Raw genomic sequence first — 19461 nt, 5'->3', positions numbered from 1 at the left:
ATTAACCGACGGATCCTTCCATCTGCAGTTCAATGAGGCGGTTCAGTTCCATGGCGTATTCCATCGGAAGCTCGCGGGCGATCGGCTCGACGAAGCCGCGCACGATCATGCCCATGGCTTCTTCTTCGGTCATGCCGCGGCTCATCAGGTAGAAGAGCTGCTCCTCGGACACGCGCGAAACGGTTGCTTCGTGGCCCATGGTCACGTCGTCCTCGCGGACGTCGATGTACGGGTACGTGTCGGATCGCGAGATCTGGTCAACCAGCAGCGCGTCGCACTCGACCGAGTTGCGTGCACCCTTGGCGCCCTCGCGGACCTGGACCAGGCCGCGGTACGAAGCGCGGCCGCCGTTGCGGGCCACCGACTTCGAGACGATCTTCGAGGAGGTGTTCGGGGCGATGTGGACCATCTTCGACCCGGTGTCCTGGTGCTGTCCGGCACCGGCGAAGGCGATCGACAGGGTCTCGCCCTTGGCGTGCTCGCCAACCAGGTAGACGGCCGGGTACTTCATGGTGACCTTGGAACCGATGTTGCCATCGACCCACTCCATGGTGGCGCCCTCTTCACAGACGGCGCGCTTGGTCACCAGGTTGTACACGTTGTTCGACCAGTTCTGGATCGTGGTGTAACGGACGCGGGCGCCCTTCTTCACGATGATTTCCACAACTGCCGAGTGCAGCGAATCCGAGGTGTAGATCGGGGCGGTGCAACCCTCGATGTAGTGCACGTAGGAATCCTCATCGGCAATGATGAGCGTGCGCTCGAACTGGCCCATGTTTTCCGTGTTGATGCGGAAGTAGGCCTGCAGCGGGATGTCCACGTGGACGCCCTTGGGGACGTAGACGAAGGAACCGCCGGACCAGGTCGCGGTGTTCAGCGAGGCGAACTTGTTGTCGCCCACCGGGATGATGGTGCCGAAGTACTCCTTGAAGATGTCTTCGTGTTCCCTCAACGCGGTGTCCGTGTCGAGGAAGATGACACCCTGCTTCTCAAGGTCCTCACGCAGCTGGTGGTAGACGACCTCGGACTCGTACTGTGCTGCGACACCGGAGACCAGGCGCTGCTTTTCGGCCTCGGGGATGCCGAGCTTGTCGTACGTGTTCTTGATGTCGTCGGGCAGGTCCTCCCAGCTGGTGGCCTGCTTCTCGGTGGAACGCACGAAGTACTTGATGTTGTCGAAGTCGATGCCCGAGAGGTCTGCGCCCCAGGTAGGCATGGGCTTGCGATCGAAGTACTTCAGGCCCTTCAGGCGCATGTCCAGCATCCACTGGGGCTCGCTCTTGAGCTCCGAGATGTTGCGGACAACGTCTTCGTTGATGCCGCGGCGCGCATTGGCACCGGCATCGTTCTTGTCGCTCCAGCCGTACTCGTAATTACCGATTCCTTGGAGTTCGGGGTTCTTCTCCAGGATCTCGGTAATCACTCCGGCGTCAGTGGAGTCCTGTGCAATCTGATCCGTCATCGCGGCCTCTCCTGCTTCGTGATCTTGATTCGAGTTCTCTTCTCAGCTCGCTGAGGAGTTTGGTTCCGACCCACGGGGACGTGGGTCGTACACACATGCCCGCCGCTGGCAAGTGTCGAGAGCCTTCGCACATCGACACCCAGCAGACGGGAAAAGGTCTGGGTTTCCATCTCGCAAAAGACGGGGAATTCCCTGGCCAATTCTTGGATGGGGCAGTGCCCCTGGCACAGCTGGACGCTGAGCATGGTCGCGGTCGGCGAGTCTGCGCCGACCTTGCGGGTGGAGGCAACGAAGCCGTCCGCGCTGAGCGCTTCGCTCAACGCCTCGGCGCGCTCCTCAAGTCCTTCGATGCCGGCCATGACGGGGCGGTAACGCCGTTCCATCTCACCGAAGCGGCGGGCGGCAAACGCCTTGACCGCTTCGGGGCCGGCGGCACGACCGAGTTCGGTCAGCGCATCGGTGGCGATGTCAAGGTAGTCGTTGCCCATTTTGGTTTGGCCGCGGTGCGAGAGCACATAGCGGCGGGATGGCCGACCTGCGCCGGTGCGCTGGTTGGCCACGAGCTTGACCTCGACGAGCCCTTGCTTGGAGAGCGCATCAAGGTGGCGACGAACGGCTGCAGGGGTAAAGCCCAAGCGCTCGCCCAATTCGGCGGCGCTGACCGGGCCGTCTTCCAATACGGAATACAGGACTCGGTCGCGGGTGCGTTCTTCGGCTTCCCCTGTCGCGGGAACGATACGTGCCGGGGCGTCGCCGGCCGGCACGGCGTTTTTCGATGAATACACAACACAAGCATGCTCTAATCCGGTGCGTCCGTCTAGTAAGGCACTGCTTACTTCGCCGCAGGTGGATCCCTGCCGGCGGAATGCCGACTGCAAACGAAGAGACCGGGGCCACATCGCGGACCCAGCGTCTTCTACCTGACATAGAATAACCGGGTGTCCAATGTGTCTACAAGTCTCGTGATCGAGGACTTGCTCAAAGATTTCGGTCCCGTCCCCGCCCTGGATGGCCGCATGATGCGGGTGCTCCACGGCATCAGCCTCAAGGCCAACGCGGGCAGCGTGACAACCATCCTGGGATCCAACGGCGCGGGGAAGTCAACGACCCTGGCCTGCGCCCAGGGCCTGCTGCGCCCCAACGGCGGCACCGTCCGACTGCTCGGCGAGGATCCCTACGGCGCCAGCCCCGCACTGCGCTCGCGCGTGGGGGTCATGCTGCAGGACGGCGGGCTGCCGCCCTCGCTGCGCCCGATCCCGCTGCTGCGCCACGTCGCCTCGTTCTACCGGCGGCCGGCCGACCTCGATGCCCTCATCGAGCGCCTGGGCATCAACGAGTTCGCCACGACCTCCATCCGCCGACTCTCCGGCGGCCAGAAGCAACGCGTGGCACTGGCCTCCGCCCTGGCGGGGAACCCGGAAGTGGTCTTCCTCGACGAGCCCAGCGCCGGACTGGATCCACAGTCGCGCCAGGTCGTCTTCGAGCTGATCGGCGAGCTGCGCGAGGCCGGTATGTGCATCGTGCTGACCACCCACCTCATGGAGGACGCGCAGAAGCTTTCCGACTACGTCTACATCATCGACGAGGGGCGCAACGTGGCCCAGGGAACGGTCTCGGAGCTCACGGCCCACGCCGCGCACGAAACCCCGGCCCAGGCCGTGACCTTCACCGCCGAGGCGGCCATGATGCTGCCCGCGCTGCCGGAGCACCTCACGCTCGCCGAGGCCTCCCCCGGGCACTACCGCCTTGACGGGGTACGCTCCCCCGGGGACTTGGCCGAACTGACCACGTGGTGGACCCGCGAGGGCGTCCTGCCCCACGCGCTGACCATGCAACCGCGCACGCTTGAAGACGTGTTCCTGGAAATTGCCGACAAGGGAAACAATGCCAACTAGTACGCAGGCCGCCACGGCCGCCAACGCGCAGGGAACGCTGCGTCGCATCCTGCTGCAGGGCCGCTACGAGACCCTGGGCATGATCAGCAACGGCGAACAGCTCGTCGTTGCCGTGGTGCTGCCGCTCATGGCCCTCCTCGGTCTGGTCTTCACCGACCTGCTCAAGGATGTCGCCGCGAACCCCATCGACGCCGCCGCCCCCGGCGTGCTGGCCCTGTGCGTGGTGTCCACCGCGTTCACCGGGCAGGGCATCGCCACCGGCTTCGACCGCCGCTACGGGGTGCTGCGCTTCCTCTCGACCACCCCGCTGGGCCGCGCCGGATTGATCTATGGCAAGGTCATGGCCGTGCTGGTCGTCCTCTTCCTCCAGGTCGTGGTCATCGGCGGCACCGCCCTGCTGCTGGGGTGGCGGCCGGCGCCAGCGGGCATCGGCTGGGCCATTGCATTGCTGGTTCTCGGCGCGGCGGCATTCACGGCCCTCGGCCTGCTGGTCGCCGGCACCGTGCGCCCCGAGGCCACGCTGGCCATCACCAACTTGGCCTGGGTCCTGCTGGCCGCGGTCGGGGGCATCCTGTTCCCCAGCACCCGTGCACCTGCCTACCTGCAGCCGATCGTCGACCTGCTGCCCTCCGCCGCCCTGGGCGATTCACTGAGGGCGGCCCTGATCACCGGAACCGGCTCGGTCTCCGGAATCCTTATCCTGCTGGCATGGACAATCATTGCCGGTTTTGCCGCAACCCGCTGGTTCAAGTGGAACTAGAATCCTGGAGCACAACACCATGAGCACCACCTCCCCCGCCGCCAACAGCTGGACGGACAAGTTGCCCACCACCGTGAACAACACCGTGCACCGCCTGGCCATCGCCTCCCTGGCGTCCCAGATCGGCATCATCGTCACCGGCGGCGCCGTCCGCCTGACCAAGTCGGGGCTGGGCTGCTCGCAATGGCCCAACTGCGTGCCGGGATCCATGACCCCGGTCCCGGAACAGGGGATCCACGGGCTGATCGAGTTCGGCAACCGCACACTGACATTCATCCTTGCGGCCATCGCGGTGGCGATGATCGTGTCGCTCTGGCGCATGCGCTCGGAGCACAAGACCATCTACCGCCTCTCCATCGCGCTGCTGGCGGTCATTCCCGCCCAGGCGCTCATCGGCGGCATCACGGTCTGGACCCGGTTGAACCCGTGGGTCGTCTCGCTGCACTTCCTGGTCTCCGCGGCGCTGGTCATGGCCGCGGCACTGCTGGTGAACCGCACCGGGGCGCTGCGCCGCGGGGAAACCTCGCTGGGCGAACCGGCCGGCGCCACCCAGCGCTTCCTGGGCTGGACCATCTTCACCGCCTCGGCCCTGGCCCTGGTGCTGGGCACGATCGTCACCGGCACCGGCCCGCACGCCGGGGACGCGGATGCCCCGCGCCACATGTTCGACCCGTACATCGTCACCCGCATCCACGTGGTCCCGGTCTACCTGCTGGTGATCGCCACCGTTGCCGCCCTGGTGCTGGCGCTGCGCCACGGCTCCGACGCGAAGCTGCGCACCCCGCTGTGGCTGATGGCCGCCGTGGTGGTGCTGCAGGGCGTCATCGGCTACGTCCAGCACTTCACCGGCCTGCCGATCGTCCTGGTGCTGCTGCACATGCTCGGCGCTTCCTTGCTGGCCGCCGCGGCCGTCAACGTCTGGGACCGCACCACCGCGAAGTTCCCGTTCTGACTCTGCCCGAACACCTGCAGTCCCGAAAGAGGCCCTGGCGCGCCGGAAGCGTGCCAGGGCCTCTTTCAGCATCCGGTGGCCCTGGGCCTCGAATGGCGCATCGCCCACCGCGTGCGCCCACGCCGCGGTGCCGCTGGCCTCGCGCAGCAACTCGCCGGCCCGGCAGCCCGCACCCCGGGGATCGGCCCCGTAGCCTGCCAGGAACGCGGCCTCCAGTTCCGGACGAGTGTTCCGCTGCTGCACGGCCAGCCGGCACGGGTCCGTGCCCGCGGGGCGGAAACCGGAACGGCCGAAGTCGATGACGGGCAGCGTCCCGTTCTCGCTCAGCCGGTTCCGCGGCTGCCGGTTCCGCGGCTGCCGGTTCCGCGGCTGCCGGTCCCCGTGCGTGGGCACCACCGTGACGGGATGCGCACCATGCTCGGCAAGCCGGCGCCGGCCTGCCCGTGGATGTCCGCGGAGCACTCGCCCGCGGCGCCCTCGACCAACGCCCCGGGCTGGTATTCCAGGACCATGACGCCCGCCTCCCGGCACCCATGCAGCAATCACCCGGCCAGCCCTGCGGCGACCAGGCGGCCCGTGTGTCCACGGTGCGCGGTGATCTCGCGCCCGATGTGGTGGTTCGCTCCCCCGGCATCCTTGGCAATGACCTCGCGGCCTCCTGTCCGCACGTGCAGCACCTTGGTGTCGAGCTGGTCCCGCGTCAAATCCGCCAGCAGCACCGGGGCCCCGAGGCACGCCCGGACAAGACCCGGTTCCCGGACCGAAAGCAGCCCGTTTTCCCATGTCCGCATGGTTCCAGGGGCTACCGGCGGTGCCGCGGTCCCGGGCCGGCAAAGTTGCTTCGATGACGCCCATCCGCATCCGCTCCCCGCGCCCCGGGGACGCCGCAGTGCTGGCCGAACTCCACCTGGCGACCTGGGCCGAAACCTATGCCTGGGTGTTCCCCGAGTCCGCCTGGGGCAAGGAGGCACACACCGGCCGGATCCGGATGTGGAGTTCGATCTGCACGGCACCGCGTCCCGGTGACAGCTTTGCGGTGGCCGAGCGGGACGGCAGTCTCGTCGGCCTGGCCGGAGCCGGAGCGGGCCAGGGGTTGCTCGATGCGGTCCCCGGGAAGGACCCGGCAAGCCCGTGGGTGCTCGAGCCGAACGCGCGCGCCGTGGCCTTCTATGCCAGCAACGGATTCGTTCCCGACGGGACCCGGAAACCCGGCGGGTACGAGGGCGCGGGCGACGAGATCCGCATGGTGCATTGAGGGTTGCCAACCTCCGTGCGGTCCCGGGGGCGACCGGTCACCGACGACAAAGCGACCCCCCGGATGATCCGAGGGGCCGCTTGGGACGATGGCGTGGCGGGGTCAGCCGAAGAGCGGGCCGCCCACGAACGGGTCGATGGCCAGCGCCACGAACACCAGCGTCAGGTAGGTGATGGAGATGTGGAAGACCTTCATGGCCTTCTTGTTCATGTCCGCAGGCTCGTGGTCGCGCTGCGCCTCGCGGTAGAGGACGTGGCACTCGTAGACGAACCACAGGCCCGAGACACCGGCAATGACGGTGTAGACGATGCCGGCATAGCCCATCGGGACCAGCAGCAGCGAGCATGCCAGCGTGGCCCAGGCGTAGAGCACAACCTGCACCGAGACGCGGCGGGCCGTGGAGATGGCACCGAGCATCGGCACGTGGGCGGCGTTGTAGTCGTCCGCGTACTTCATCGACAGCGGCCAGTAGTGCGGCGGGGTCCACAGGAAGATGATCAGGAACAGGATGATCGCGGGCCATTCGACCTTGTTGGTCACCGCGGCCCAGGCAATGAGCACCGGCATGCAGCCGGCGATCCCGCCCCAGACGATGTTCTGTGCGGTGCGGCGCTTGAGGATCAGCGTGTAGAGCACCACGTAGAAGAGGATCGCGGCCAGGCCCAGGGCCGTGGTCAGCGGGTTGGTGCCGAACCAGAGCACCGCCAGCGAGGCGATGGCCAGGACGTAGGAGAAGATCAGGGCCTCGCGCGGGGTGACCTCGCCGGTGACCAGCGGACGCCCCTTGGTGCGCTGCATGATCTTGTCCATGTCGCGGTCGATGTAGCAGTTGAAGGAGCCGGACGCGCCGGCCGCCATGGCGCCGCCGAGCAGCGTGGCCAGCACCAGCGAAATCGAGGGGAAACCGCGTTCGGCGAACATCATGGTCGGCAACGTGGTCACGAGCAGGAGTTCAACCACACGTGGCTTGGTCAGGGCCAGATAGGCCTTGGCTTTTCGCGAGACGAATTCGCCGGCCGATTCGTTCGGCTGGCGAGCTGCGCGGGCCCTCGTTGCGGAGTCAACGGACACGGTCTTCACAGACATTTACTCAGTTCTACGGGGGTAATAAGGACAATCACCATCTAGCATACCCTTTTACAACGCGTAGAAATGGGTCGGGGTGCAATGCGGGCGGGCCCCGCGTTGGCACACCGGAGCCGCCCATTGTTTTCGCCATGCCTCAACAAGCGGTCTCAAACCAGCACATTCGGGCCCGATGGCGCTAAGCTGGAAGCGTTGCGCCGCCGCCGAAACCGCCCAGTGAACCATTGGATGGGACGGCGGCGTTGTGCTTAGAGGGCAGGACGCCGGCGCAACCAACAGACTTTGAAATGCACACCGTACAGGGAGGACCCACAACGTGGCGCCACTAGCAGAAAACAGCGAATTCGCTTGGACCGATCTTGACCAGCGAGCCGTCGACACCGCCCGCGTGCTGGCCGCGGACGCGGTCGAGAAGGTGGGGAACGGGCACCCCGGAACGGCGATCTCGCTGGCCCCGGCCGCCTACCTGATCTTCCAGCAGCACCTGCGCCACGACCCGTCCGACCCGTCCTGGATCGGGCGCGACCGCTTCGTGCTCTCCCCCGGCCACACCTCGCTGACCCTGTACACCCAGCTCTTCCTCTCCGGCTACGGCCTGGAAATGGAAGACCTCGAGTCGCTGCGCACCTGGGGCGCCAAGACCCCCGGGCACCCGGAATACGGCCACACCGCCGGCGTCGAAATCACCACCGGTCCACTGGGCCAGGGCCTGGCCTCGGCCGTGGGCTTCGCCTACGCCCAGCGCCGCATGCGCGGCATGCTTGACGCCGACGCCGCCGCCGGCACCTCGCCGTTCGACCACACCGTGTGGGTCATCGCCTCCGACGGCGACCTGCAGGAGGGCGTCACCTCCGAGGCCTCTTCGCTGGCCGGCCACCAGGAACTGGGCAACCTCGTCGTGGTCTACGACGAGAACCACATCTCCATCGAGGACGACACCGACGTCGCGTTCACCGAGAACGTGCTCGGCCGCTACGAAGCCTACGGCTGGCACACCCAGCGTGTGGACTGGACCAAGACCGGGAACTACGTCGAGGACCTCGCCGAGCTGGACGCCGCATTGCGCGCCGCCAAGGCCGAGACCTCCCGCCCGTCGATCATTTCCTTGCGCACCATCATCGGCTGGCCTGCCCCGACCAAGGCCGACACCGGCGGAATCCACGGCTCCAAGCTTGGCACCGAAGAGGTCGCCGGGCTGAAGAAGGCCCTGGGCTTCGACCCGGCCGAATCCTTCGCCATCGACGAAGCCGTGCTTGGCCACGCCCGCGAGGTCCAGGCCCGCGGCACGGTCCACCGCGCCACCTGGCAGGAAGGCTTCGACGCCTGGTCCGCCGCCAACCCGGAAAACGCCGCACTGCTGGCACGCCTGGAATCCGGCGAACTGCCCGCCGGCTGGGACGAGAACCTCCCGGTCTTCGAGCCCGGCAAGGACGTTGCCACCCGCTCGGCCTCCGGCAAGGTCATCAATGCCGTCGCATCCGTGCTGCCCGAGCTCTGGGGCGGCTCGGCCGACCTGGCCGGCTCGAACAACACCACCATCGAGGGCGCCTCCTCCTTCATCCCGGAATCGCGTTCCACCGACTCCTGGAAGGGCAACCCGTACGGACGGGTGCTGCACTTCGGCATCCGCGAGCACGCCGCGGCCTCCATCGTCAACGGCATCACGCTGGCCTCCCCGACGCGCGCCTACTCCGGCACCTTCCTGATCTTCTCCGACTACCAGCGCCCGGCCATCCGCCTCTCGGCGTTGATGGGCGTCCCGTCGATCTACGTCTGGACCCACGACTCCATCGGCCTGGGCGAGGACGGCCCGACGCACCAGCCGGTCGAGCAGCTCGCTTCGCTGCGCGCCATCCCGAACCTGGACGTGGTCCGCCCGGCGGACGCCAACGAGGTCTCCTTCGCCTGGAAGAAGATCCTGGAAACCAGCTCCAACCCGGCCGGCATCATCCTTTCCCGCCAGAACCTGCCGGTCTACGACCGCAGCGCACTGGGCTTCGGCGCCGCATCCGGCACCGAAAAGGGCGCCTACGTGCTGGCCGACGCCACCGCCAACGGCGAGGTCGTCGCACCCGAGGTGCTGCTGCTGGCCACCGGCTCCGAGGTGTCGCTGGCCATCGAGGCCCGCGAGGCCCTGCAGGCCCAGGGCATCGGAACCCGCGTGGTCTCCATCCCGTGCCTGGAATGGTTCAACAAGCAGGATGCCGCCTACCGCGAATCCGTGCTGCCCGCAGCCGTGAAGGCCCGAGTCTCCGTCGAGGCCGGAGTGGCCCAGGGCTGGCGCGAATTGGTCGGGGATGCCGGACGCATCATTTCCCTTGACCACTACGGCGCATCGGCCGACTACAAGCGACTCTTCTCGGAGTTCGGGATCACCGCGGAGGCCATCACCGCCGCCGCGCTCGATTCCATCTCCGCCGCCAAGTAACACCACCACACCCAAAGGATTCCCATCGTGAGCAACGCAAACACCCAGGCACTCTCCGACGCCGGCGTATCGATCTGGCTCGATGACCTCTCCCGCGAACGCCTGACCTCCGGTTCACTGGAAACTCTGATCAAGGAAAAGAACGTTGTCGGGGTCACCACCAACCCCTCGATCTTCCACGCCGCCCTGCAGGACGGCGAGTCCTACGCCGCACAGGTCAAGGAGCTGGCAGCTGCAGGCATGGACGCCGAGGAAGCGGTCTTCAAGATCACCAGCGACGACGTCGCAGCGGCCTGCGACCTGTTCGCACCCATCTACGCCGCCTCCAACGGCGCCGACGGCCGCGTCTCCATCGAGGTCGACCCGCGCCTGGCCCGCAAGACCGCAGAGACCATCGCCGAGGCCAAGGTCCTGTCCGAGATGGTGGACCGCGAGAACGTACTGATCAAGATCCCCGCCACCGTCGAAGGCCTGGAGGCCATCGCGCAGACGCTGGCCGCCGGCATCTCCGTGAACGTCACGCTGATCTTCTCCCTGGAGCGCTACCGCGCGGTCATCAATGCCTTCCTCACCGGGCTGGAGGCCGCCAAGTCCAACGGGCACGACATTTCCAAGCTGCACTCGGTCGCTTCCTTCTTCGTCTCCCGCGTGGACACCGAGGTCGATGCGCGGCTGAACGCCATCGGCACCGACGCCGCCCTGGCCCTGCGCGGCAAGGCCGGCGTCGCCAACGCCCGCCTGGCGTACCAGGTCTACGAGGAGTCGTTCACCTCCGAGCGCTGGAACCTGCTGGCCGCCGCCGGCGCCCACGCCCAGCGCCCGCTGTGGGCCTCCACCGGAGTGAAGGACCCGGCACTGCCGGACACCCTCTACGTCACCGAGCTGTGCGCACCGAACACCGTGAACACCATGCCGGAAAAGACCCTGGAAGCCACCGCTGACCACGCCGAAATCACCGGCGACGCCGTGTCCGGGACCTACGAGCAGGCAAACGCCGTGCTCGACGAGCTTGCCGCCCTGGGCGTGGGCTACAACGAGGTCGTGGACAAGCTCGAGGTCGAGGGCCTGGACAAGTTCGAGGCCGCCTGGAACGAGCTGCTCACCGACCTGGCCTCCTCGCTGAAGAAGGCAGGGAACTAATGAGCTCCCTGGGTTTCATCGCCACCGGTGCCGCGCAAGCGGCCATCGAGGCGCATGTGCCGGCGCTGGTGGCCGACGAGGTTGCCAGCCGCATCGCCGCCAAGGACACCACGGTGTGGGTGGAGTCGGCCCGCGCCGAGGCGGGGATCCGCCTGGGCTGGGTCGACGCCGCGGAAAACTCGCGCGCCCTGGTGCCCGGCATCCTGGCGCTGCGCGACGAGCTGCGTGCCGAGGGCGTGAACCGCATCGTGCTTGCGGGCATGGGCGGATCCTCGCTGGCCCCCGAGGTCATTTGCGCGACCAACGACGTCGAGCTGGTCGTGTGCGACTCCACCGACCCGGAGATGGTTGCCGGCATCCTCACCGACCGCCTGGCCACCACCGCCCTGGTGGTGTCATCCAAGTCCGGTTCCACCGTGGAGACCGACTCGCAGCGCCGCGTCTTCGAACAGGCGTTCAACGACGCCGGGCTTGACGCCGCCGCCCGGATCATCGTGGTCACCGACCCCGGGTCCCCGATGGATGCGGCCAGCCGCAAGGCCGGCTACCGCGCGGTGTTCAACGCCGATCCGACCGTGGGCGGGCGCTACTCGGCCCTGACCGCCTTCGGGCTGGTCCCCTCCGGCCTGGCCGGGGTGGACATCGAGGCGTTCCTGGACGAGGCGTCCGACGCCGCGGAGTTCCTGGCCGAGGACGACGAGGACAACATCGCCCTGGCCCTGGGTGCCGCGCTTGCCGGCACCGTGCCGCTGCGCGACAAGCTGATCTTCGCCGACGAGGGCTCGGGCCTGGTCGGGTTCGCCGACTGGGCCGAGCAGCTCATCGCCGAGTCCACCGGCAAGTCGGCGACCGGCGTGTTGCCGGTGGTCGTGGAGGACGGCGCACCGGAGACCACTTCCGACGCGGCGGACTTCCTGCAGATCCGCCTGGTGGCCGACACCGGGCTGCTCACCGACGAGGACATCGATGCCAGCGCGGCCTCGGTCGCCGTCTCCGGTGCCCTGGGCGCGCAGATGCTGCTCTGGGAGTACGCCACGGTGGTCGCCGGGCGCCTGCTGGAGATCGACCCGTTCGACCAGCCCGACGTGGAGGCCGCCAAGGTCGCCGCCCGCTCGCTGCTGGATTCCACCCCGGACCCGGTCCCCGCGCAGCTCACCGAGGGCGCGATCGAGGTCCGCGGCTCCGCCGGGCTGCTCGCCGATGTCGACTCGGTCGCCGGCGCATTGGCGGCCCTGCTGGCGGCGCTGCCCGCCAACGGGTACCTGTCGGTGCAGGCCTACCTGGACCGCCGCGCGGACACCGCGCTGGAGGCCATCCGCCCGGCACTGGCCACGGCCACCGGACGACCGGTGACCTTCGGCTGGGGCCCGCGCTTCCTGCACTCCACCGGGCAGTTCCACAAGGGCGGCCCGCGCGTGGGCGCCTACCTGCAGGTCACCGCGGACTCCGCGATGGACCTGTCGATCCCCGAACGCCCCTTCACCTTCGGGGAGCTGATTGCCGCACAGGCTTCCGGCGACGCGGCGGTGCTGGCGGATGCGGGACGCCCGGTGTTGCGCCTGCACCTGCGGGACAAGGAAGCGGGACTGGCCCAATTGGATAAGCTGGTGCGGGATCTGGCCCAAGCCTGATCCACCACCCGCATCCCCCCGGTGCACCGGGCGCCACGCGCGCCCGGTGCACCGTTTCATCGGTTTCCCACCAACAGTTGAAGGCCCGTCTTTGATGCTCGATTCCACCCCGCGCCCCGCGCTGAACCACCCCAATCCGCTGCGTGACCGCCGGGACCGGCGCCTGGAGAAGATTGCCGGGCCCTCGGCGCTGGTGTTCTTCGGCATCACCGGGGACCTGGCCCGCAAGAAGCTCATGCCCGCGGTCTACGACCTGGCCAACCGCGGCCTGCTGCCGCCGAACTTCGCCGTGGTCGGCTTCGGGCGCCGGGACTGGAGCGCCAAGGCGTTCGCCGTCGAGGCCAAGGCCTGGGTCAAGGACCACGCCCGCACCGCCTTCAACGAGACCGTCTGGGAGCAGCTGGCCAGTGGCTTCCGGTTCATTTCCGGCGGGTTCGACGACGATGCCGCGTTCATCAAGCTGCGCGAGACGCTCGACGACTTGGCGGCCCGGCGCGGAACCTCCAAGAACCACGCGTTCTACCTCTCCATCCCGCCGAACTCCTTCGAGACCGTCTGCCAGCAGCTCTCCAAGCACGGGCTGGCCAACGACGACTCCCCCGATGCCGGCTGGTCGCGCGTGGTCATCGAAAAGCCCTTCGGCCACGACCTGGCTTCGGCCCGCGAGCTGAACGAGATCGTCGAGTCGGTCTTCCCGCCCGACGCGGTGTTCCGCATCGACCACTACCTGGGCAAGGAGACGGTGCAGAACCTGCTGGCCCTGCGCTTCGCCAACCAGCTCTTCGAACCGCTGTGGAACTCCAAGTACGTGGACCACGTGCAGATCACCATGGCAGAGGACATCGGCATCGGCGGCCGCGCCGGCTACTACGACGGCGTGGGCGCCGCCCGCGACGTCATCCAGAACCACCTGCTGCAGCTGCTGGCGCTGACCGCCATGGAGGAACCCATCTCCTTCGACGCGGACCACCTGCGCAGCGAGAAGGAAAAGGTGCTCACCGCCGTGCGGCTGCCCGAGGACCTGGACTCGGCCAGCGCCCGCGGCCAGTACACCTCCGGCTGGCAGGGCGGGGAGAAGGTCACCGGATTCCTGGACGAGGAGGGCTTCAACCCGGCCTCCAAGACCGAGACCTACGCGGCGATCAAGCTGGAGATCAACACCCGGCGCTGGGCCGGGGCCCCGTTCTACCTGCGCGCCGGCAAGCGCCTGGGACGCAGGGTCACCGAGATCGCCGTGGTCTTCAAGCGCGCGCCCAACCTGCTCTTCCGCGACCACAAGGACGACGAGTTCGGGCAGAACGCCATCGTCATCCGGGTCCAGCCCGACGAGGGAGTGACCATCCGCTTCGGCTCCAAGGTCCCGGGCACGCAGATGGAGGTGCGCGACGTGACCATGGACTTCGGCTACGGGCACGCCTTCACCGAGTCCTCCCCCGAGGCCTACGAGCGATTGATCCTCGACGTGCTCCTCGGCGAGCCTCCGTTGTTCCCCCGCCACGAGGAGGTTGAGCAGTCCTGGCGCATCCTCGACCCGTTCGAGCACCACTGGGCCTCGCTGCCGGCCCAGCCCGAACCCTACGCCCCCGGTTCCTGGGGCCCGGCCTCGGCCGACGAATTGATGGCCCGCGACGGAAGGACATGGCGCCGCCCATGATTGCCGAGCTGAAAGACACCACCACCTCGAAGATCTCCAAGGAACTGGTCACCATGCGCCGGGCCGGCGGATCCGCCGCGCTCTCCCGCGTACTGACGCTGATGGTGATCACCCGGGCCGGGTACGAGGAGGACGCGATCGCCGCCGCCTCCCTGGCCAGCCGCGAACACCCCTGCCGCATTGTGGTGGTGGTCAAGGGCGCGGCCACCGGGGCGACCCGGCTGGACGCGCAGATCCGCCTGGGCGGTGACGCCGGCGCCGCGGAGGTCATCGTGCTGCACACCTTCGGCCCGGACGCGCACGTGGACGAATCCCTGGTCTCCGGGCTGCTGCTGCCCGACGCCCCGATCGTGGCCTGGTGGCCACACGGGGTCCCGAAGGACGCCGCACACACCCCGCTGGGGAAGATCGCGCACCGCCGCATCACCGATTCGGGCGCCGAGGCGAACCCGCGCAAGGCGCTTTTCGCGCTGGCCGATTCCTACCAGGCAGGGGACACCGACCTGGCCTGGACCCGGCTGACGCTCTGGCGCGCCCAGCTGGCCGCGGTGCTGGACCAGCTTGACCCCGCAGAGATCACCGCGGTGACAGTCACCGGGGCCGTCGATTCCCCCTCCACCGTGCTGCTGGCCGCCTGGCTGCGGCTGTGCCTGAAGATCCCGGTGACGCTGTCCTCCTCCCCCGAGGGCACCGGCGTGCGCTCGGTGCGCTTTGCCCGCGAGGCCGGGGACGTGGAGCTTTCCCGTCCCCCCGGGGACGTGGCCGAGTTGTACCAGCCGGGCCAGAAGGCCCAGCTGATTTCATTGCCGCAGCGCCCCGTGTCCGACTGCCTGTCCGAGGAGATGCGCCGGCTGGACCCGGACGAGGTCTTCGGCGAAGTCGTGCGCGAGGGCCTGAAACGCACCAACCTGAGGAGCATCCGTGCCAGTGAGCGTTAAGCGACACGTTGTCATCCACCCCGATCTGCCCGCCACCGCCGCGGCGGTCGCCGCCCGGCTGATCACCGCGATCCTTGACGCGCAGGCGGCACGTGGCGAGGCATCCATCGTGCTCACCGGCGGAACCCTGGGCATCGCCTCGCTGCAGGCCGTCGCCGACTCCCCGGCCTTGGGCTCGGTCGACTGGTCGCGGGTGAACTTCTACTGGGGCGACGAGCGCTTCGTCGAATCCGGTTCCCCGGACCGCAACGCGGTGCAGGCCGAGGTGCTGCTGGGCGTGCTCGATGCCCACGGGCTGGACCGGGGCCGGGTGCACGTCATGGGCGCAGTCGACGACTTCGGGACCCCCGAGGAGGCCGCTGCGGCCTACGCGCACCTGCTGGAGCGGGAGGCCTCCGACGAGGGCAGCGCAGGTTCCCTGCCGGTCTTCGACGTGCTGATGCTGGGCATGGGCCCGGACTCGCATGTGGCCTCGCTCTTCCCCGACCACGCGGGTGCCACGGCAACGGGCGCAAACGTCATCGGGGTCCGGGATTCGCCCAAGCTGCCGCCGCTGCGCGTGTCCCTGACCTTCGAGGCCATCAACACCGCCCGCGCGGTGTGGCTCGTGGTCGCCGGGGCCGACAAGGCCCCGGCGGCCGGCGTTGCCCTGGGCCAGGAGCCGGTGGCGCGCGAACGCGTTCCGGCCTCCGGGGTGTCCGGCACGCAGGGCACCTGGTGGCTCATGGACGCCGCCGCCGCCGCCCTGGTCTAACCGTTTTTCCCGCACACGCAAGAGCGCGGCCCGCCCCATCCGTTGAAGGAGAGGCGGGCCGCGCTTCTTGCCGGCCTGGTGCGGTGAGGCCGAAGGCTAGGACTCGACGCTGAAGCGCATGACCAGGCCCAGGCCGATGATGACCGTTGCCCAGATGAGTCCGAGCACGATGGTCACGCGGTTGAGGTTGCGCTCGGCGACGCCGGAGGAACCCAGCGAGGTGGTCATGCCACCGCCGAACATGTCGGACATGCCGCCGCCGCGGCCCTTGTGCAACAGGATGAGCAGGGTGAGCAGCAGGCTCGTGATGCCCAGCAAAATCTGCAATACCAACTTGATGACGTCCACTATTGCCCTTCAATCCGCTCGATGGCGATTAGTCGGTCACCAGGTGGTGCTCGAACCTAACAATGTTAGCAAATTCCGCGGCGTCCAACGATGCCCCGCCGACCAACACGCCGTCGACGTCGCGCTGCGCGAGGATCGCTGCGGCATTCGACGCCTTGACCGAGCCGCCGTACAACACCCGGACCGAGGCGGCGACATCGGCGCCGAAGAGCACCGCGAGCTCGGTGCGGATGGCAGCGCACAGTTCCTGTGCGTCGTCCGGTCCCGCGACCTCGCCGGTGCCGATGGCCCAGACCGGCTCGTAGGCAACCACGAGGGTTGCCGCCTGCTCCTTGGTGACCCCGGCCAGCGAACCACGCAACTGCTCGAGCGTGTACTGGACATGGGTTCCGGCCTGGCGGATCTCCAGGCCCTCGCCCACGCAGAGCACCGGGGTGACCGAGTGGCGGTACGCTGCGGCGACCTTGGAGGCCAGCAGCTCGTTGGACTCGTGGTGCAGGGCACGGCGTTCGCTGTGTCCCACCAGCACGTAGCCGCAGCCGAGGCGGGAGAGGAACTGTCCGGAGATTTCCCCGGTGTAGGCCCCGGAGTCGTGGGCGGAGAGGTCCTGGGCGCCGTAGCGCACCGGAAGGTTGTCGCCCATGGTCAGCGTCTGCACGCCGCGCAGGTCGGTGAACGGCGGGAAGACCGCCACCTCGACCCGTTCGAAGTCGTGCTCGGCGTCGGCCAGAGTCCAGGCCAGCTTCTGCAGCAGCGTGATGCCCTGGACGTGGTCCATGTTCATCTTCCAGTTGCCGGCAATCAGCGGCTTCCGGTCGAATTTACCATTGGTCGATGTGGTCACTTACGCGCCTCCAAGGCAGTCAGGCCTGGCAGTTCCTTGCCCTCGAGGTACTCGAGGGAGGCACCGCCGCCGGTGGAAATATGTCCGAAATCGTCGTCGTGGAAACCCAGCGTGCGCACCGCGGCAGCGGAATCCCCGCCGCCGACGACGCTGAACGCCTCGGATTCGGCCAGCGCGCCGGCCACCGCACGGGTGCCGCCGGCGAATGCCGGGATCTCGAAGACGCCCATGGGCCCGTTCCAGAAGACGGTGTTGGCGCCGGTGATGTAGCTGGCGAAGGTTTCCCCGGAAACCGGGCCGATGTCCAGGCCCAGGCCGGTGTCGCCGAAGCGCCCGCCGGTGATGTCGTCTGCGGCGCGCACCTCGTGCTCGGCGTCGGCCCCGAACTTCGAGGCGACGACCACGTCGGTGGGCAGCACGATGTCGCAGCCCAGCTCCTTGGCGCGCGAGAGGTAGCCGCGGCAGGTTTCCAGCTGGTCTTCCTCGAGCAGCGAGCCGCCGACCTCGTGGCCCAGGGCCTTGAGGAAGGTGAAGGCCATGCCGCCGCCGATCAGCAGGTGGTCGGCGCGGCCCAGCAGGTTGTCGATGACCGCAAGCTTGTCCGAGACCTTGGAACCGCCCAGCACGACCACGTAGGGGCGCTTGGGCGCCTCGGTCAGGGTCTTCAGGACCCGCACCTCGGTGGCCACCAGGTCGCCCTGGTAGGCCGGAAGCAGCGCGGCGATGTCGTACACCGAGGCGTGCTTGCGGTGCACCGCACCGAAGGCGTCGTTCACGTAGGCGCCGTTTTCACCGGCCAGCGCGGCCAGCTCGGCGGCGAATTTCGCGCGTTCGCCCTGGTCCTTGGAGGTTTCGCGCGCGTCGAAGCGCACGTTTTCCAGCACCAGCACGGCACCGTCGGCCAGTTCGCCGGCAAGTTTCCGCGCGGAGGGGCCCGTGACGTCGGTTGCGGTGTGCACGTCGAGCCCGGAGAGCTCGGCCAGGCGCGTGGACGCCGGGGCGATGGAATAGGTGGGGTCGGGTTCGCCCTTGGGGCGTCCCAGGTGTGCCATGACAATGACGCGGGCGCCGGCCTCGGCCAGCTTCTGCACCACGGGAATGGAGGCGCGTACACGCCCATCGTCGGTGACGGTGAAGCCATCGAGCGGCACGTTCAGGTCGCTGCGGACCAGAACGCGCCGCCCAAGGACACCATCGGCGATCAGTTCGTCGAGAGTGTGGGAAGTCATGTGACTAGGTTATCCGAGTCTCGGGGACTAACCGAGCCGGGCGCCGACGTATTCGGTCAGGTCAACCAGGCGGCTGGAGTAGGCCCACTCGTTGTCGTACCAGGCGACGACCTTCGCGGTGGTGCCGATGACGGTGGTGAGGCCGGCGTCGAAGACCGCGGAGTGCGCATCGTGGACGATGTCGGTGGAGACCAGCGGGTCCTCGGAGTACTTCAGGAAGCCCTTGAGCGGGCCCTCTTCGGCAGCCTTCTTGAATGCGGCGTTGATTTCCTCGACGGATGCCTCGCGGGCCAGGTTCACCGTCAGGTCGGTGGCCGACCCGGTCGGGACCGGCACGCGCATGGCGTAGCCGTTGAGCTTGCCCTTGAGCTCCGGGAGGACCAGGCCGATGGCCTTGGCCGCACCGGTGGAGGTCGGGATCATGTTCAGCGCGGCGGCGCGGGCGCGGCGCGGATCCTTCTTGTGCGGGGAATCCTGCAGGTGCTGGTCCGCGGTGTACGCGTGGATGGTGGTCATCAATCCGTCGACGATGCCGAACTGGTCGTTGAGCACCTTGGCGATCGGGCCCAGGCAGTTGGTGGTGCAGGAGGCGTTGGAGATGATGTGGTGCTTGTCGGCCTCGTACTTCTCGTGGTTGACACCCATGACGATGGTGATGTCTTCCTTGGAAGCGGGGGCGGAAATGATGACCTTCTTGGCGCCTGCCTGCAGGTGCTTCTCGGCGTCCGCTGCCTTGGTGAACAGGCCGGTGGACTCGATCACGACGTCGACGCCCAGCTCGCCCCAGCCCAGGTGGGCGGGATCCTTCTGCGAGAGGACCTTGATGCGCTTGTTTCCGACGACGATGTAGGCGCCGTCGACGCTCACGTCTTCTTCCAGGCGGCCCATGATCGAGTCGTACTTGACCAGCATGGCCAGGTCGTTGATGGATCCGAGGTCGTTTACTGCAACAACTTCGATGTCTGCGCGGTTCGCCAGGGCGGCTCGCAGGAAGTTGCGACCGATGCGTCCGAAACCGTTAATGCCAACACGGGTAGTCACGTGTATTTCTCCTTGACAGAGTGGTGTTGCCACTGCCGCGAAGA

Annotated in this window: 19 protein-coding genes; 10 read left to right on the top strand and 9 right to left on the bottom strand. The window is 67.9% G+C overall.

What is annotated here, in order from left to right; translation table 11 throughout:
* Window position 1: 1 nt before the first annotated feature.
* Window positions 2–1462 carry a Fe-S cluster assembly protein SufB gene (gene sufB, locus DQ353_RS01995; RefSeq protein WP_113761104.1) on the bottom strand — a complete coding sequence of 487 codons (1461 nt, stop codon included), beginning with the start codon at window positions 1460–1462 and terminating at the stop codon, window positions 2–4.
* A complete protein-coding gene (locus DQ353_RS01990) occupies window positions 1459–2247 on the bottom strand; it encodes a helix-turn-helix transcriptional regulator (RefSeq protein WP_286166551.1) in 789 nt (262 codons plus the stop codon). The genes sufB and DQ353_RS01990 overlap by 4 nt, the downstream gene beginning before the upstream one ends.
* Before the next feature lie 153 nt (window positions 2248–2400).
* Here DQ353_RS01990 and DQ353_RS01985 point away from each other — a divergent pair, with 153 nt between their 5' ends.
* The 3 genes from DQ353_RS01985 to DQ353_RS01975 are packed head-to-tail and all read left to right on the top strand — an operon-like array spanning window position 2401 to window position 5069.
* Window positions 2401–3357 (top strand): ABC transporter ATP-binding protein, encoded by a 957-nt coding sequence (locus DQ353_RS01985; RefSeq protein ID WP_286166550.1) that lies wholly within the window; start codon window positions 2401–2403, stop codon window positions 3355–3357.
* Window positions 3347–4117 carry an ABC transporter permease gene (locus DQ353_RS01980; protein ID WP_113761102.1) on the top strand — a complete coding sequence of 257 codons (771 nt, stop codon included), beginning with the start codon at window positions 3347–3349 and terminating at the stop codon, window positions 4115–4117. Before DQ353_RS01985 ends, DQ353_RS01980 begins: the two co-directional genes overlap by 11 nt.
* Before the next feature lie 19 nt (window positions 4118–4136).
* Window positions 4137–5069, top strand: coding sequence for a COX15/CtaA family protein (locus DQ353_RS01975; RefSeq protein WP_113761101.1), 933 nt, complete (start codon window positions 4137–4139; stop codon window positions 5067–5069).
* 323 nt (window positions 5070–5392) lie between these two features.
* Here the strand turns inward: DQ353_RS01975 and DQ353_RS21520 are convergent, their stop codons facing one another.
* Both DQ353_RS21520 and DQ353_RS21515 read right to left on the bottom strand, forming a co-directional pair.
* The gene (locus DQ353_RS21520) at window positions 5393–5581 is read right to left on the bottom strand and encodes a hypothetical protein (protein ID WP_181578198.1); all 189 of its coding nucleotides are present in this window, start codon (window positions 5579–5581) and stop codon (window positions 5393–5395) included.
* A 30-nt stretch (window positions 5582–5611) separates the two neighbouring features.
* Window positions 5612–5860 (bottom strand): hypothetical protein, encoded by a 249-nt coding sequence (locus tag DQ353_RS21515; RefSeq protein ID WP_181578197.1) that lies wholly within the window; start codon window positions 5858–5860, stop codon window positions 5612–5614.
* Between the two features lie 53 nt (window positions 5861–5913).
* Here DQ353_RS21515 and DQ353_RS01965 point away from each other — a divergent pair, with 53 nt between their 5' ends.
* Window positions 5914–6324 (top strand): N-acetyltransferase, encoded by a 411-nt coding sequence (locus tag DQ353_RS01965; RefSeq protein ID WP_113761100.1) that lies wholly within the window; start codon window positions 5914–5916, stop codon window positions 6322–6324.
* A 102-nt stretch (window positions 6325–6426) separates the two neighbouring features.
* Here DQ353_RS01965 and DQ353_RS01960 read toward each other — a convergent pair whose 3' ends face one another.
* On the bottom strand, window positions 6427–7410 hold the full coding sequence (locus DQ353_RS01960) for a heme o synthase (RefSeq protein ID WP_113761099.1): 984 nt from the start codon (window positions 7408–7410) through the stop codon (window positions 6427–6429).
* 316 nt (window positions 7411–7726) lie between these two features.
* Here DQ353_RS01960 and tkt point away from each other — a divergent pair, with 316 nt between their 5' ends.
* From tkt to pgl, 6 genes are all read left to right on the top strand, one after another.
* A complete protein-coding gene (gene tkt / locus DQ353_RS01955) occupies window positions 7727–9838 on the top strand; it encodes a transketolase (RefSeq protein WP_113761098.1) in 2112 nt (703 codons plus the stop codon).
* Between the two features lie 27 nt (window positions 9839–9865).
* Window positions 9866–10978 (top strand): transaldolase, encoded by a 1113-nt coding sequence (tal, locus tag DQ353_RS01950; RefSeq protein WP_113761097.1) that lies wholly within the window; start codon window positions 9866–9868, stop codon window positions 10976–10978.
* Window positions 10978–12609, top strand: coding sequence for a phosphoglucose isomerase-related protein (locus DQ353_RS01945; RefSeq protein ID WP_113761096.1), 1632 nt, complete (start codon window positions 10978–10980; stop codon window positions 12607–12609). The genes tal and DQ353_RS01945 overlap by 1 nt, the downstream gene beginning before the upstream one ends.
* 94 nt (window positions 12610–12703) lie before the next feature.
* A complete protein-coding gene (gene zwf / locus DQ353_RS01940; protein WP_113761095.1) occupies window positions 12704–14263 on the top strand; it encodes a glucose-6-phosphate dehydrogenase in 1560 nt (519 codons plus the stop codon).
* Complete coding sequence (locus tag DQ353_RS01935; RefSeq protein WP_113761239.1) at window positions 14260–15201, top strand: glucose-6-phosphate dehydrogenase assembly protein OpcA; 942 nt, start codon at window positions 14260–14262, stop codon at window positions 15199–15201. The genes zwf and DQ353_RS01935 overlap by 4 nt, the downstream gene beginning before the upstream one ends.
* Complete coding sequence (gene pgl, locus DQ353_RS01930; RefSeq protein WP_113761094.1) at window positions 15191–15955, top strand: 6-phosphogluconolactonase; 765 nt, start codon at window positions 15191–15193, stop codon at window positions 15953–15955. Before DQ353_RS01935 ends, pgl begins: the two co-directional genes overlap by 11 nt.
* Before the next feature lie 96 nt (window positions 15956–16051).
* Here the strand turns inward: pgl and secG are convergent, their stop codons facing one another.
* The 4 genes from secG to gap are packed head-to-tail and all read right to left on the bottom strand — an operon-like array spanning window position 16052 to window position 19417.
* Entirely contained in the window at window positions 16052–16303 is a 252-nt protein-coding gene (gene secG / locus DQ353_RS01925) for a preprotein translocase subunit SecG (RefSeq protein WP_113761093.1), read from the bottom strand.
* Window positions 16304–16331: 28 nt separating this feature from the next.
* A complete protein-coding gene (tpiA, locus tag DQ353_RS01920; RefSeq protein ID WP_113761092.1) occupies window positions 16332–17147 on the bottom strand; it encodes a triose-phosphate isomerase in 816 nt (271 codons plus the stop codon).
* Window positions 17144–18376 carry a phosphoglycerate kinase gene (locus DQ353_RS01915; RefSeq protein ID WP_113761091.1) on the bottom strand — a complete coding sequence of 411 codons (1233 nt, stop codon included), beginning with the start codon at window positions 18374–18376 and terminating at the stop codon, window positions 17144–17146. The genes tpiA and DQ353_RS01915 overlap by 4 nt, the downstream gene beginning before the upstream one ends.
* Window positions 18377–18403: 27 nt before the next feature.
* Window positions 18404–19417, bottom strand: coding sequence for a type I glyceraldehyde-3-phosphate dehydrogenase (gene gap, locus DQ353_RS01910; RefSeq protein ID WP_113761090.1), 1014 nt, complete (start codon window positions 19415–19417; stop codon window positions 18404–18406).
* Between the last annotated feature and the right edge of the window lie 44 nt (window positions 19418–19461).

Origin of the sequence: Arthrobacter sp. AQ5-05 (assembly GCF_003287975.1) — a bacterium.
GTDB lineage: Bacteria > Actinomycetota > Actinomycetes > Actinomycetales > Micrococcaceae > Paeniglutamicibacter.
This window is presented reverse-complemented; position numbering and strand designations above follow the sequence as displayed.